Raw genomic sequence first — 13,821 nt, forward strand, 5'->3', positions numbered from 1 at the left:
GACTACTTCGCCGTCACAACCTTCTCGTCAGCGATGCGGTTTCCTTCCCGGATCACCACGTCATACTCCCCCTTGGGTATGGTGACGGTGGCGCTCCACGGGCGCCACCTGTCACCGTCAGTGGCCGAGATGTTGATCTGCCCGCTGGTGACCATCTGATTGCCCTGGGGGGACCTCACTTCGTACGTCATGACGGAAACCGTCGGCTGGGCGAGACCGCTGATGGTGATCTTGCCGGACGGCACATCAGCACCGGCCTGTGGCGTGTCAACCCATACCCGGGCGCACTGAGCAAGACCTTCGTCGACGAAATCCGTGGCGGGCTTGCCAATGATCGGTAGGTTCGGCGAACCATCAACGAGGATTCGCACCGATTTGTCACCGGTGCGGTCACCGACGGCCGCCGTGGCGGTCACGACGAGCTGCTGGATGGCCCTTTGCACCTGTTCACCATTCTTGAACTGGCTGAAGGCGGACGCCGACAGGTCGATGGTGATGCGTTTTCCCTTGACCGATGCCCGGTTCACCTGGCCAGCTGCCCACCCGGATGTGTAATTCGGGTCGAGGGGCGCGACGTTGAGAACCGCCCCAACTGCCGTTCCCAACAGGTCGCCGAGGGTCGGCAGGTCACGCAGCTCACGGTGGATGAGCCCGTCGTCACGACCCAGGTAGAAGACATCCAACCCAGTCTGAACGGTCGGCAGGGACTGGTCGCTGGCCTGCGGAGTTCGGGCAGCAGGTGCCGCTTCCGAATCGCTCGTCGTCGAACTGTGATTCGAGCCCAGCAGGGGGGACAGAATGCCAAGCCCCAGTGCCACCAGACAGGCCAGGGCGACGATCCAGTTGGCGGGAAGGCCACGACGCGGTCTCCGGGAAATCTGAGAGGTGATGGCGTCATAGCCGGAGTTCGGACGGATCGACTCCATGATGGTTTCCAGGGCCGAGCGCACGACCGCCTCGACCCTGGGATCGGCGTGGCCGGGATTCGTGTGGGAATCAGGACGCAACGTCTCACCGATGGCAGTCAGACCCTTCGTCTCGTTGTTGTGAACGCCATTGACGCTCATGCCCAGGGTCTCGGCGATCTCGTCGTCTGACAGATCTGCTGTCGCGAATTTGAGGACCAGCACCTCACGCTGTCGGGCCGGCAGCCCCCGCAGACACCAGTACGCCAACTCGTCGGGGGCTTGGGGAGGAGTTGTGTCTCGTTCTGCCGGTTGTCGGCCCCTGGCCTTGTTCACGACGGCGGTGCGCAGATACGACACGGCATGCTGATGGGAATGCAACCGCGGATCGCGCCGGTAACTGGTGACAAAGGCTGCGATGACGGCAGCCTCGGCCACCCGCTGGTCTGCCAGCAACAGGGTGGCCAACCTGACGAAGGCGTCCCACTCCTCTTGGTAGAGCTGGGGAAGCCAATCATCATGGGATTCGGAGAAGGAACCCTTCATGTCAGATGCCGGCATACGAATGCAAGCCGTTGAAGATCAGGTTGACGCCGATGAAGTTGAACCAGAAACAGGCCACACCGATGATCGCGATGATGGCAGCCGGGCGTCCGCGCCATCCGGCTGTGGAGCGGGCGTGCAGGTAGGCCGCGTAGACCACCCAGGTCACCAGGGACCAGGTCTCCTTGGGGTCCCATCCCCAGAACCGACCCCATGCGTAGTCAGCCCAGATTGAGCCCGCCGCGATGGTGAAGGTCCAGATCGGAAAGCCGATGGCATGTGCACGGTAGGCCAGGGTGTCCATGGACTCCGGGGAAGGAAGCTTGGCGAGCAATCCCCTGACGGGAATTCCAGTCCGCTCAGCCTTCGCCCGGGCGTTCATCGAGATGAGATACATGATCGAGGCAATGGCACCGACGTTGAGCGCAGCAGCAGCAATACAAGCCGCGACAATGTGGATGACGAACCACACCGAGTGCAGGGCCGGGACCAGCGGCGCGACGGCCACGTAGAACACGGTGGCCGCCAGACCATTACCAACGGCCAGCAACAGGGTGACGGCAATGCCCATCCACCTGACCTGGCGGACGGCGACGAGGACGAGGTACGCGATGACGACGAAGAGCAGCGCCGAGGTGACGAACTCGTACATGTTGCCCCAGGGCAGCCGATGTGCCGCGATACCACGGCAGACGACGCCGATGGTCGCGCAGATGGCACCCAGGACGGTGAGGTTGAGGCCCATCCTCCCCCACGTCTCGGATCTCAGCCGCGCCTTGTGGCTGGGGTGCTCGACCCCGCGAACACTGGCCCATTCCACGACGTGAGTCAGGAAGGCAAGCATGTAGAGCACCGCCGCGGTGACGATACCGACGGCCGACAGATTCTCCACACTCACGACTGGGCCTCCTTGATGTCGCCTGACATGCTATCTCCGTGTACCGCAGCCAGCAGAGAGTTTACATCGTCCACCGCACCGGATCGGGAGTCACTGCGGTCCAGGCCACCGATCTCCACCTTCAAGCCCTCCTCGATGGGCGTCATTCTCATCCACACCCGTCGCGACCGTGAGAACAGACTCAAGCACAGACCGGCCACTGAGAGCAGCACGGACAGGAAGGTCAGCGGTAGACCAGGGGTCTGGGACACCTGGATCTTGGCCCAGCGCTGCCAGCCGTTGAACTGGATCGATCCTCTGCCGTCGGGCAGCTTGTATCCCTGCCCCGGCGACAGCACGAATCGGGACTTCTCCTTGCCGTTCGTCACCTGGGTCATGCCGGTCGTGTCAAGGGTGTAGATGTTCGACGGAACACCCGTCTCGCCGGCCGGTTTGCCGTACCAGGCGGTCAGGTACAGCTGCGGGTTGAGGGCATCTGGGAAGAGGGAGGTCGGGCCACCAGCCGTGATCGTGCCGGTCGGTAGGAAGAATCCCTGGAAGGCCAGACGATCCGGGCGGGCGTCGGGGGCCTTGATGACACCAACGGACTTGAAGTTGCCGTCCTGAGGCAGGAAGACCACAGGACCCGAATAGGCGACCTTGCCATTTCCGTCGCGGACGAGAACGTCTGCGGCGTAGCCATGGCCCAGCAGATGGACCTTGGTCGAGCCGATCCGCAGCGGGTGATTGACCTGCAAGTCTCGAGTCTCGGTCGTGCCGTCCACGGTGAGGTCGACGGTGGCGTCGAAGCTGCGAGCAGCACCACGCTGAACCGTGCCGGTCTCGAAGGAGGCTGTGAACTTGCGCAGCTTCATGGAGAACGGGGCCAGATCGTCGGTGTCGACCATCGACCCTGCCTTGAACTCGTCGTACTGGGTGATGTTGTTGGAGAATCCCTGACCCTCGACGACAACCGAGGTTCCCTTGAATCCCCACAGGGTGTTCCAACCGACACCAACGAGCAGGAGAACCAGAAAGACGTGGAAGATCAGGTTGCCCGTCTCGCGGTGGCGTCCGGCCTCGGCACGAATGGAGCCATCGTCGTCAACGACGAACCGGTACCGTCGGACTTTCAACCACTCCCGGGCTCGCTTGTCGACCTCCTCGGCCGAGTCAGAGGTGGTCGTCGAGGCATGGGCTGCCAACCGGTCCAGCCTGGCGGGCACGCGAGGAGGCTGCCGGCGCAAGGCCTTCACGTGACTGATGATGCGCGGAATGATGCAGCCGATGAGGCTGATGAACAGCAGCAGGTAGATCGCCGAGAACCACACCGAGGTGTAGACGTGGTACATCCCCAGCGGCCGGTAGATGCGATCCAGGGTGGGGTGGTTGGCGGCAAAGTCGGAGACCTTGATCGCGCTGTTTGCGGTCTGCGGCACCATCGACCCCGGGATGGCTGCCAGGGCCAGCAGGAACAGCAGGATGAGGGCCGTCCTCATGCTCGTCAGCTGACCCCACAACCACCGCATGGATGCGCCGAAACCGAGTCCGCCGCTCCCACGAGCCGGGGTCGAGCTCCTCGGATCCGTCACTTTCGCGTCCTTCACGGAATCACCCATCAGATCACCGCCCCGAACTTGGCCGCCCAGGTTCTCAGCATCGCCATTATCGACTCCCACCACCCGGTGACCAACAGCACGCCTATGGCCATCATGAGCACTCCTCCGACACGCTGCACGACGTGTTGGTGGGCACGTACCGCGTCGACCGTGCGACCGATCCACACCAGAGCCGCAGCGGCAGCGATGAACGGGATACCCAGCCCCAACGAATAACAGGTGGCCAGTACTGCCCCACGAACAGCGGATCCTTGGGTCAATGACAGTCCGTAGACCACCGAGAGGGCCGGTCCGATGCACGGGGTCCAGCCCAGCCCGAAGACGACTCCCAGGATCGGCGCAGCAGCCAGTCCCGCTCGGGGAAGGCGATGGATTCGCAGTTCGCGTCGTCCCAGCGGTACAAGGCCGGCGAACATGGCGCCAAGCAGGATCGTCAAAGCTCCGACGATGATCTCAATGGTCCGCCGATGACCCATGAGTGCCCGGCCGAGGGTACCAATGACCGTGCCGGTCGCGACGAAGACAACCGTGAAACCGATGACAAAGAGAATCGTGCCCACCACGGTGCGGGCCCGACGTCGGCCCTCGATGACGTCGGCCGCGCCCAAACCCGTCACATAGCTGAGGTAGCCGGGGACGAGGGGCAGGACGCACGGTGAGAAGAAGGACAACACACCAGCGAAGACCGCCACCGGGATCGCTCCGGCCATCGATCCCGTCAGTGCCTCAGCGGCCCAGGACCCCAGGTCAAGGGGTGTCACTGGCTCTCCTTGGCAACGTCATTGATCGCCTGGACGAGGGTGGCGGTGCTCACCTCTCCCAGGAATCGAGCGGCTGCACGGCCCTTGCGGTCGATGACGAGGGTGGACGGGATGGCTTTGGGAGGCAGCTCGCTGAACTTGAGAAGCATCGCCCCGTCCGGGTCGTAGAAGCTCGGGTACGTGATGTCGAAAGCTCGGGAGAAGGCCTGGGCCGGACCTGGATCCAGGTCTCGGGTGTTGATGCCGTAGAAGACGGCGACATCCTTGGTGCGACCGGTAGCCTTCACCAGGGCTGGGGCCTCGTGACGGCAAGGGGCGCACCATGATCCCCACACGTTGAGGACGATGACCTTGCCCTTGGCGTCAGCGGTGCTGATCTCCTTGCCGTCCAGGTTCTTGCCGGTGAGGACGGGGGCAGGCTCACGTTTGTCGGCCGGAACCCTCGACCAGGATCCGTCACCGGCCGCAAATCCCTTGTCGTCACTGGCTGAGGTCGACGAGCACGCCGAGACCCCGGTCACCATGAGGGTTGTCACCGCGAGGACGGTGATGAGCCGAGTCCTCACTCCCGTGCACCACCTGCGGAGATGTTGGCCCGACGGTCCTTGGCCGGGATGAGGTCGCGGGCCGGTTCGCAGTAATCGACGCGCACGATGCGACCGTCGAGCACACCGAAACTCGTCACGGAGGCGAGGGTGCACTGACGGGAACGCGGATCGTGGGGAAGATGTCGCCCCTCAGCTGCGCAACGGGCAATCCAGATCGGCAGCTGATGGGAGACGACGAGGGCCTGTCCGCCCTCAGGAATCTCCTCGGCGGCACGCATGATCGCCCGGGTCATTCGCTCGGCGATCTCGACGTAGGGCTCTCCCCAGCTCGGGGTGAACGGGTTCGACAGATGACGCCAGTTACGAGGATTGCGCAAAGCCTTGTTGCCCTTGCCGAAGACCTGCCCCTCGAAGACATTGGCCGCCTCGATGACGTCGGAATCGACACGCACCTCGAGCTCCGGGTGCACAGCGGCGATGGGGGCCATCGTCTCCCGGGCGCGCTCCAGCGGGGAGCTCACCAGGGCGGACAACTCAACACCAGCGAAATGCTCGGCAGCACGAGCGGCCATTCGTCGTCCCAGTGGTGACAGGTGGTATCCAGGCATACACCCGTACAAGACCCCGGTCGGGTTGTCGACCTCACCATGACGCAGCAGGTGGACGGTCGTCGTGGCACCCATCGTCTCCCCTTCCGATACCTCGCGGACCGCAGAGCCCGCCTCTGCCCATGACCCTACGTCATAGGGCTGTGTCAGCGTCAGCGTGATGGGTGACGGCCCCGACGCTTGCGCTGGGAAGGCCGAACGACCGGCAGGCCCTTGGCGACCATGTCGTCACGACGCTTCGCGGCGAAATCGGCGAGGGCGTCAGCAAGGCTCAACGCAGTCGGCTCCGGGGCGATGACGTCGACCGTCAGACCGTGCTCCCGGCAGGTCTCGGCAGTGCGCATGCCCACGGCAGCGACGACGGTGTGCTTGTGCGGCTTGCCGGCGATACCGACGAGGTTGCGCACAGTCGTCGAGGAGGTGAAGACGACGGCGTCGAACTTGCCGGTCTTGATGGCCTCGCGGGTCTCGGCTGGCGGCGGAGCGGCACGAACGGTGCGGTATCCGACGACATCCTCGACCTCCCAGCCCAGTTCGGACAGGTCGGCCGACAGGGACTCGGTGGCAATGTCGGCACGCGGCACGAAGACTCGGTTGATGGGGTCAAGGGCCTCGTCGAAGGCCGGGAACACTGCGGCCAGGGCGCGGGTGGACTGCTCCCCGGACGGCACCAGGTCAGGTCGCACTCCCCACTCGGCCAGAGCGTTGATCGTCGACTCGAAGATGGCTGCGATGCGCAGACCCGAGTAAGCGCGGGCGTCCAAACCGATCTGCTCCAGCTTCTCGGAGACGGCCCGCACGGCATTGGCGGAGGTGAAGACAACCCACTCGTAGCGTCCCTCGACGAGACCGCGAATGGCCTTGTCCATTTGCTGCGGGGTACGCGGAGGTTCCATCGAGATCGTCGGGACGTCGAGGGAGTGAGCGCCGTAGCTCTGCAGACGCGAGGGCAGGGTCGCGGAGTGGTCGCGGGTGCGCGGGATGAGGATCCTCCAGCCGAACAGCGGCTTGGACTCGTACCAGTCAAGCTGTTCGCGCTCCGGAGCCTCGACGACCTTGCCGATGGCAATGTGAATCAGCTCGGCGTCGGCCAGCCGAGCGGACTTGGCGGTCTGCGGCAGCTCGCCGAGGGTGGTGGTGTGGGTGGTCTGCTGGGTCGTTGCGCCGTGGCAGATGAGGGCTGCCGGCTCGTCCTCGTTGCGGCCAGAGGCAACCGCATGCTTGACGACCTCCTTAACCCGGCCAGCCGAAGTGTTGACGACGACGAGTCCGTTGGCCGACCAGGTCGATCCCCTGCCCGCGATGTCTCGCTGACAGGCGGCGTCACCGATGAGCTGGACGTCATGGCCATGGAGGGCCAGACCGGCGTACTCCGGAACTGCCGTCATCCCGGTGACACCGGGAACGACGTCGACGTCGTGGTCGGCGCGGGCCACGGCAGCGGCCTCGGCACCGATGTCGCCATCGAGGAAGGGGTCCCCGCTAACGAGACGGACGACCTCAAGTCCCTGGGAGGCTGCATCAATGATCGTGGCGGTGACGTCGGCGCAGTGTTCCGCGACCTTGACCGGGGTGGGTGCGCCCGTTCCGGGCTGGCTGGGCAGGACGGCTGCCTCTTCGTCGGGGCTACCAGCCGAGACGATCCTGACGTCGGAGTGGAGCTCCAGGAAGTCGCTGCCGAGCAGAATGCGGTGTCCTGGGCACGAAATGACGATGACCTGAGCGCGATTGATGGCGTCAACGGCCCCCAGGGTCAACAAATTCGGATCTCCTGGGCCAGTACCCACGAACTGCACCCTGGCCTGGGCCGACGCGGTGCCCAGATCACCGGCCGGCTGTGGCGTCGGCTGGAGAGCCTCGTCAGTCATCTGGAGTCCTTCCGGTGTCTGCCGCCATGCCGGGCGGTGTGCTCCAACATTGGGCATTGAAGTCAATAGTGCTGGTCTGCGGGGCAACGTGCAAACCTGCCCGCCCGCTGGACGTTCCGACTGTCAGGGCAGCACCGCCGGAAGAGTGGGGCCATCACACAAGGCCGACATGAAGGTGTCGGCGTCAAGGGTCCAGTAGGCAATAAGGGTGCCGTCGACGAAGGTGACCGGGACGTGGTCGCCCCAGCGGGAGCGCAGGTCCTCATCGGTGTCGACGTCGACGATCGTCGGCTCAGGCACGAGATCGCAGTGATCCTTTCTCATCTGTGCAACGAGTTCGATGACCTCATCGCACAGATGACACCCCTGGCGGGTGACAACAACGACGCGCCCCTCGACCGGCGGGTCGAGGGGCCGTGATTCACCGCTGCGAGGGGCAGTCGTGTCATGCCGATGTCGTCGCCACATGCACAACCGCCCGAAGCGTCACTTGCCGGCGCGACGACGCTGAATACGCGTCTTCTTGAGCAGCTTGCGGTGCTTCTTCTTCGCCATGCGCTTGCGACGCTTCTTGATCACGGATCCCACGGTCAACCTCTTTCGTTGGAACTGGAAGTTTGGTGCACCCGGGTGGGTGCGAAGTTCTCGGCCCACCGACAAGGCGGACAAAGGATTACTTTACGCTGTGATCTGCAATCGAGCCAAAAACGCCGCGCTGACCCGTCAGGACACGCCCGCCGCACGGTCTCGACATGCCGTCATCGCATCGGCGAAAGTGGCGCGCAGCCCCCCGGCTTCCAACTCAGCCAGGGCCGCCGCGGTGGTCCCGCCGGGGCTCGTCACCTCGGAACGCAGCACTGCCGGGTGCTCATCTCCGGCCAACAGCTCGGCCGAGCCGGCCAGGGTGGCGACGGTGAGCTGGCTCGCCTGGTCGCGCGGCAGTCCCATGGCGACAGCAGCGTCAATCATTGCCTCGGCCACCAGGAAGACGTAGGCCGGGCCGGAGCCCGACACGGCCGTGGCGGCATCATGCAGTTTCTCGGGCACCTCGACGACCCTCCCGACCGTACCCAAGATCTCGACGACCTTCTCGCCGGCCTCCTCAGCACCTGGCGCCGGGCTGACGATGAACGCGCCCTTGCCCACTCGGACGGGGGTGTTGGGCATGACGCGGACGACATTGCCCTGCCAGGCAGCGAGCAACTTCTCGGTGGTGACACCGGCGGCGATGGAGATGATGATCGCGTCATCCTTGAGGGAATCCGCGACCTCCTCCAGCACTCCGGCGGCCGCATAGGGCTTGACGCCGAGAATGATGAGGTCAGCGTCACGGGCAGCCTCGGCGTTGTCCGCCGTGGTCTTCACGCCCAGAGTCCTGGCGATCTCGTCGCGGTGGGACTCCGAGCGCGCCGTCGCCACGACATCGTCAGCCTTGACCGTGTCGGCGTCGATGAGCCCACCGATGAGGGCTCCAGCCATCGTCCCGCAGCCCAGAACCGCAACCTTCCCGCTCATTCGGCAGCCACCAGTTCGGCCAGTTGCACGGCATTGAGGGCGGCACCTTTTCGCAGGTTGTCCGCGGAACAGAAGAACACCAGCCCCTTGCCTGCCGGGGCGGACTGATCAGGGCGGATACGCCCGACCAGGGACGGATCGGTTCCGGCGGCAGAGCGAGGATCCGGGACGTCGACGACCTTGACACCCGGAGCCTTCACCAACAGCTCGGTAGCCTTCTCGGGGCTCAGATCGTCACGGAATTCCGCGTGCACCACCAGCCCGTGGCCGCTGTACACCGGCACCCGCACGCAGGTTCCGGCGACCAGCAGATCCGGGATGTGGAGGATCTTGCGCGACTCGTTGCGCAGCTTCTGCTCCTCGTCGGTCTCGCCGGTGCCGTCATCAACGAGGTTGCCAGCGACCGGGACGGCGTTGAAGGCGATCGGCGCGACGTAGGGCCCGAAATCATCGACCGGTACTCCCCGTCCGTCCAGGGCCAGGGCAGAGGGGCCGTCGATGGCTGCGGTCTGCTCGGTGAGGGCGCGCACTCCGGCGACGCCCGATCCGGAGACCGCCTGATAGGTGGCCACGACGAGACGGGTCAGTCCGGCAGCGTCATGAAGCGGCTTGAGCACCGGCATGGCCGCCATCGTCGTGCAGTTCGGGTTGGCGATGATCCCCTTGGGACGCTTGGCGATGTCCTCGGGGTTGACCTCGCTGACGACCAACGGGACGTCAGGGTCGCGTCGCCAGGCCGAGGAGTTGTCGATGACGACGGCCCCGGCAGCAGCCACTTTGGGAGCGAACTCGCGAGAGGTACCGCCACCCGCGGAGAAGATCGCGATGTCAAGGCCTGAGAAATCAGCCGTCGCAGTGTCCTCGACGACGACCTCACCGTCTTCCCATGGCAACTTCTGGCCGGCCGAACGGGCAGAGGCGAAGAACCTCACCTTGTCAGCGGGGAAATGACGCTCCGCCAGCAAGGTGCGCATGACCCGACCGACCTGTCCAGTGGCTCCGAAGACTCCAAGCTTCATGCCGCCCATGGTAGGGGCATGTCACGACAGGTCCGCGCAGTGTCCGAATGGACTCACAACCAACTGACGTGACCGACCAGATAGGCGTATCCGATGAAGGAGACGGTGTCGAGGAAGACGTGGGCCACGATGAGGGGCAGAAGTCGACGTCTCTTGGAGAAGACCCATCCCAGGAAAAGACCCATGATGATGTTGCCGAGGAAACCACCCCAGCCCTGGTACAGGTGGTAGGTGCCGCGAATGACGGCTGAGACGACGATGACCATCGTCGTCGACCACCCGATCTGACGCCACCGCGTGAACAGGTAGCCGACCATGACGGTCTCCTCCAGGACCGCATTCATGAGGGCCAGACCAATGAGTACCGGAACCATCCACCACACATGCTGCAGTTGGGAGGCCTGAACCGTCGTGTTCAGCCCCAGTGCGCGAGCGGCGAGGTAGAAACCAAGCCCGGGAATGCCAATGATGACGGCCAGGATCGCTCCGGCGCCGACATCCTGTCCCCACCCCGGCCCTTGCAGACCGAGGGCGTGACGAACACCCTTGCGAGGGGGCTTGACCTGGGCGAGCAGGAGCAGAGCCAGCAGGGCCGGTGCGACACCGAAGACGATGTCAGACAACTGGTAGAGCAGATCAAGCCAGGGACGCCCGGGGGTCACCGAGGAGTTGAGCTTCGAGGCCTGTTGATCCATCGGCACACCGCGGGTGAGTCTCTCGATCATTCGCAGAATCGAGTACCACGCGGACTGCCCCAGGCTGACGGCCAGGAGGAAGATCGTCTCCCACAGCAGGCGCCGATCCGCCAAGTGGTCCCCCATGATTCCCCGGCGAGGGGTCTCGTCCAGGCACCGGCGAGGGGGGACGGTGCCCCTGCCATTCCACATCGTCAACGCCTCTCCACCAGCGACCTTCCGAACAGCCAAATATTGCCCGGTCTCTCGACGATCCGTCGAGTGCAGTACCGGTACCAATCACGGCCATAGGGCAGATAAACCCTCACCCGGTGGCCAATGTCCACCAGCCTGCGCTGCTCGAGAGGACGAATTCCTTGCAGCATCTGAAATTCCAGGGACCGATCCAGACTCGCCATGAGCTGCTCGCCCAGGGCGACGAAGACCGGATCATGGCTGGCCAGCATCACCGTCGAGGGGCCGGTCATGAGGGCACGCAGGCATGCCGCCATCCTCAGATCGACGTCATGGGGATGGATCAGGGTGACCGAACGAGGGCCGGTGTAGGAACCCTTGCACAGCCTGATGCGCCTCCCCGGAGCGGCCAGTTCCCTCACCTGGGTGAGGGAATCGTGGCGGGCCGCCTGAATGACGATGCCGGTGTTCTCGTAGTCCTCCAGCAGGTCCATGCCGATGCGGTGGGAACGATCATGGATGTCCGGGCCCTCGTCGTCCACCGTCACGGCGACGTGGTTGTCGCGAGCGATATCGCAGATCTGCCTGGCGTTTTCCCGGGCGAGCTCGTCGTCAACTCGCAGTCCAAGAGCCGCGAGGCTGATGGAGACCTCGCTGTGGCCACCAAACGCCGGATCGGCACCGAGCCTCTCGATCACTTCGCACAGCCCGACCGTCGCCCGGCGAGCCTGGGCGACGTCGACGGCGGCGGGGTCGAGGGGATGCAGGCTGACGTCCAGACCCTTGAACACCTGGTCGGCAGCCTTCTCGATGGCTGTCCCGACGTCCTCACCAGCGACATAGGTCGCGGCGATCTCACGGGCCAGCCGTGACTGGGAAACCTCGTCGGCAATGGTCGGATCCATCGCCAGTTGCATCGCGAGACGTCGACCCGATGCAAGCAGGGCCCCGCCACGGAAATCGTGTCGATTCTCGGTCACTGATGGGCCTCCTGCCGCGCCTCGGTGTCACGACGCGCGAAGATGCCACGGTCAACGGCCATACGGGTCTGCATCAGGACTTCGGAGAGTGCCTCGAACCGGGCACCTTGCCCAGCCCCCTGGCCGGAGAGCTTACGGGTGTTGACCTCGAGGACGATGTCACCGTTGAACCCGCCAGCCACGGCACGCTCGACGACCTCCCAGGCATGCTGATTCCCCCGGCCGGGCAGAAGATGCTCGTCCTTGAAGGTGCCCGAACCGTCGGTGAGGTGGATGTGACGCAGTCGCGGCCCCCACAGGTCCACGAGCTTTCGCGAGTCCATCTGGGCCGTGGCGGCGTGGGAAAGGTCCAGGACGAGGTGGTCGTAGCTGAGTTTGGTGGGGTCGAATCCCGGCAGGTATGCGGCGAAACGACCCGCTGGGGTACGCCACGGGTACATGTTCTCCACGGCAAAAACCAGTGGGGCGTATTTCTCGTTGAGCTCGGCGATGCCTTCCTCGAACCGGCTCGCATAGTCGCGCTGCCAGCGGAAGGGCGGATGGACGACGATGAGCTTGGAGTCAAGTCGTCCTGCAGCCTCGGCGGCCTTGTCCAGCTTGCCCCAGGAGTCGCCGCCCCACACATTCGGGGTGACGAGCAGGCATGGCGCGTGAATCGACCACACCTTGACGTCGTGTTCTGCCGACAACTCGACGATTCGGTCGACATCAGCGGCAACCGGGTCGATGCCGACCATGAGTTCCACGCCGTCATAACCAATGGCCTTGGCGCGGGCGAAGGCATCGGCCGTCGACTCGGGATAGACCGAGGTCGTCGACAACGTCACCCGAGGAGCACTGGAAGCAACCATGGTCGAGGGTTTGTCAGGTCCGGCACTGTCAGGCACATGCTCAACCTACCTTGTCGGGGTCGACGGCGTGTCACGAGCCAAAGAATGCGCACCCTGTCTACATCCCCTCAAAGCCTCGTTTAGACCCGCTTCATTGCAGCCAACCAGGGGTCGGATTTCATCATGGGAAGGACAAAGGGGACAATACTGCCATGCACGTCGACCATCTCATGTTCGCCGCTGGCCCTGCAGGTCTCGATGAGGATGCCGCTCGCCTCGGCGAAATCCTGGGGGCCTCATTCATCAACGGCGGAGTCCATCCGAGCTTTGGAACCCGCAACCGCATTCTGCCGCTGGTCGGGCCGCGTTACATCGAGGTTGTGGAGGTGCTGGACCACCCCGCAGCCGAGAAGGCCGTCTTCGGTCAGGCCGTGCGCGCACGTCAGGAACAGGGCGGCGGATGGATGGGGTGGGCCGTCTCCGTCGACGATCTCGCCCCCTACGAGAAGCGCCTCGAGCGTGAGTCAGTGCCCGGCAACCGCACCTTCCCCGATGGTCGCCACCTCGAGTGGCGCCAGATCGGCATCAAGGGCCTGATGGCTGACCCGCAGCTTCCCTTCTTCATCAAGTGGACCTCCCCAGCCGAACTGCTGCCCTCCAGTCTGAGCGGCAACGTCACCCTCGCCTCGGTCGAGGTGTCCGGATCACGCCAGCGCGTCGAGAACTGGCTGGGAGAGACCATTCCCGACGAGGTCGAGGGCATCACCTTCGACTTCACCAGCCCGAATGGCCACCCCGGCATCGACGCCGTGACCTTCGACACCCCGTCCCACGGACGAGTTCGCATCTGACGTCAAAAAACTGACAGACCCTCCCGGT

The 13,821-nt window shown here is 64.5% G+C and carries 15 protein-coding genes; 1 reads left to right on the forward strand and 14 read right to left on the reverse strand.

All coding sequences use genetic code 11. The annotated features are described in order from the left end of the window. Positions 1-2: 2 nt before the first annotated feature. From PALO_RS08975 to PALO_RS09035, 14 genes are all read right to left on the reverse strand, one after another. Positions 3-1,466 carry a GerMN domain-containing protein gene (locus PALO_RS08975; RefSeq protein WP_015583279.1) on the reverse strand — a complete coding sequence of 488 codons (1,464 nt, stop codon included), beginning with the start codon at positions 1,464-1,466 and terminating at the stop codon, positions 3-5. Beyond that, complete coding sequence (gene ccsB / locus PALO_RS08980; RefSeq protein ID WP_015583280.1) at positions 1,453-2,346, reverse strand: c-type cytochrome biogenesis protein CcsB; 894 nt, start codon at positions 2,344-2,346, stop codon at positions 1,453-1,455. The genes PALO_RS08975 and ccsB overlap by 14 nt, the downstream gene beginning before the upstream one ends. Beyond that, on the reverse strand, positions 2,343-3,944 hold the full coding sequence (resB, locus tag PALO_RS08985) for a cytochrome c biogenesis protein ResB (protein ID WP_021108296.1): 1,602 nt from the start codon (positions 3,942-3,944) through the stop codon (positions 2,343-2,345). Before resB ends, ccsB begins: the two co-directional genes overlap by 4 nt. After that, a complete protein-coding gene (locus PALO_RS08990; protein WP_051048757.1) occupies positions 3,944-4,654 on the reverse strand; it encodes a cytochrome c biogenesis CcdA family protein in 711 nt (236 codons plus the stop codon). Before PALO_RS08990 ends, resB begins: the two co-directional genes overlap by 1 nt. A 47-nt stretch (positions 4,655-4,701) precedes the next feature. After that, complete coding sequence (locus PALO_RS08995) at positions 4,702-5,271, reverse strand: TlpA family protein disulfide reductase (RefSeq protein WP_004810534.1); 570 nt, start codon at positions 5,269-5,271, stop codon at positions 4,702-4,704. Beyond that, a complete protein-coding gene (locus tag PALO_RS09000) occupies positions 5,268-5,936 on the reverse strand; it encodes a histidine phosphatase family protein (protein WP_004810532.1) in 669 nt (222 codons plus the stop codon). Before PALO_RS09000 ends, PALO_RS08995 begins: the two co-directional genes overlap by 4 nt. Positions 5,937-6,013: 77 nt before the next feature. Continuing rightward, positions 6,014-7,729: a bifunctional uroporphyrinogen-III C-methyltransferase/uroporphyrinogen-III synthase gene (locus PALO_RS09005; RefSeq protein ID WP_015583283.1), complete on the reverse strand. Its 1,716-nt coding sequence runs from the start codon at positions 7,727-7,729 to the stop codon at positions 6,014-6,016. Positions 7,730-7,852: 123 nt separating this feature from the next. Next, entirely contained in the window at positions 7,853-8,197 is a 345-nt protein-coding gene (locus tag PALO_RS09010) for a glutaredoxin family protein (protein WP_015583284.1), read from the reverse strand. An 18-nt stretch (positions 8,198-8,215) separates the two neighbouring features. Next, on the reverse strand, positions 8,216-8,317 hold the full coding sequence (locus PALO_RS12090; protein ID WP_002550589.1) for a 30S ribosomal protein bS22: 102 nt from the start codon (positions 8,315-8,317) through the stop codon (positions 8,216-8,218). 135 nt (positions 8,318-8,452) lie between these two features. Next, the gene (gene proC / locus PALO_RS09015) at positions 8,453-9,244 is read right to left on the reverse strand and encodes a pyrroline-5-carboxylate reductase (RefSeq protein WP_015583285.1); all 792 of its coding nucleotides are present in this window, start codon (positions 9,242-9,244) and stop codon (positions 8,453-8,455) included. Further along, on the reverse strand, positions 9,241-10,272 hold the full coding sequence (locus tag PALO_RS09020) for an aspartate-semialdehyde dehydrogenase (protein ID WP_004810524.1): 1,032 nt from the start codon (positions 10,270-10,272) through the stop codon (positions 9,241-9,243). Before PALO_RS09020 ends, proC begins: the two co-directional genes overlap by 4 nt. Before the next feature lie 44 nt (positions 10,273-10,316). Beyond that, the gene (locus PALO_RS09025; protein ID WP_201764015.1) at positions 10,317-11,087 is read right to left on the reverse strand and encodes a CPBP family intramembrane glutamic endopeptidase; all 771 of its coding nucleotides are present in this window, start codon (positions 11,085-11,087) and stop codon (positions 10,317-10,319) included. Between the two features lie 65 nt (positions 11,088-11,152). After that, positions 11,153-12,049 (reverse strand): proline dehydrogenase family protein, encoded by an 897-nt coding sequence (locus PALO_RS09030; protein WP_036910023.1) that lies wholly within the window; start codon positions 12,047-12,049, stop codon positions 11,153-11,155. A gap of 59 nt (positions 12,050-12,108) precedes the next feature. After that, entirely contained in the window at positions 12,109-12,939 is an 831-nt protein-coding gene (locus tag PALO_RS09035; protein WP_036910025.1) for a sugar phosphate isomerase/epimerase family protein, read from the reverse strand. A 215-nt stretch (positions 12,940-13,154) separates the two neighbouring features. Between PALO_RS09035 and PALO_RS09040 the strand changes: the two genes are divergently transcribed. Further along, positions 13,155-13,793, forward strand: a complete 639-nt coding sequence (locus PALO_RS09040; protein ID WP_004810516.1) for a VOC family protein — start codon at positions 13,155-13,157, stop codon at positions 13,791-13,793. Positions 13,794-13,821: the final 28 nt, after the last annotated feature.

Source organism: Cutibacterium avidum 44067, from assembly GCF_000367205.1.
Classification (GTDB): Bacteria; Actinomycetota; Actinomycetes; order Propionibacteriales; family Propionibacteriaceae; genus Cutibacterium; species Cutibacterium avidum.

Bases quoted from the DNA above. Each gene is read 5' to 3' on its own strand.
- PALO_RS09030 (WP_036910023.1), bottom strand. From the start codon at position 12,049: ATGCAACTGGCGATGGATCCGACCATTGCCGACGAGGTTTCCCAGTCA.
- PALO_RS09000 (WP_004810532.1), bottom strand. From the start codon at position 5,936: ATGGGTGCCACGACGACCGTCCACCTGCTGCGTCATGGTGAGGTCGAC.
- PALO_RS09010 (WP_015583284.1), bottom strand. From the start codon at position 8,197: ATGTGGCGACGACATCGGCATGACACGACTGCCCCTCGCAGCGGTGAA.
- resB (WP_021108296.1), bottom strand. From the start codon at position 3,944: ATGGGTGATTCCGTGAAGGACGCGAAAGTGACGGATCCGAGGAGCTCG.
- PALO_RS09040 (WP_004810516.1), top strand. From the start codon at position 13,155: ATGCACGTCGACCATCTCATGTTCGCCGCTGGCCCTGCAGGTCTCGAT.
- PALO_RS08975 (WP_015583279.1), bottom strand. From the start codon at position 1,466: ATGCCGGCATCTGACATGAAGGGTTCCTTCTCCGAATCCCATGATGAT.
- PALO_RS09005 (WP_015583283.1), bottom strand. From the start codon at position 7,729: ATGACTGACGAGGCTCTCCAGCCGACGCCACAGCCGGCCGGTGATCTG.
- proC (WP_015583285.1), bottom strand. From the start codon at position 9,244: ATGAGCGGGAAGGTTGCGGTTCTGGGCTGCGGGACGATGGCTGGAGCC.
- PALO_RS08990 (WP_051048757.1), bottom strand. From the start codon at position 4,654: ATGGCCGGAGCGATCCCGGTGGCGGTCTTCGCTGGTGTGTTGTCCTTC.
- PALO_RS09020 (WP_004810524.1), bottom strand. From the start codon at position 10,272: ATGGGCGGCATGAAGCTTGGAGTCTTCGGAGCCACTGGACAGGTCGGT.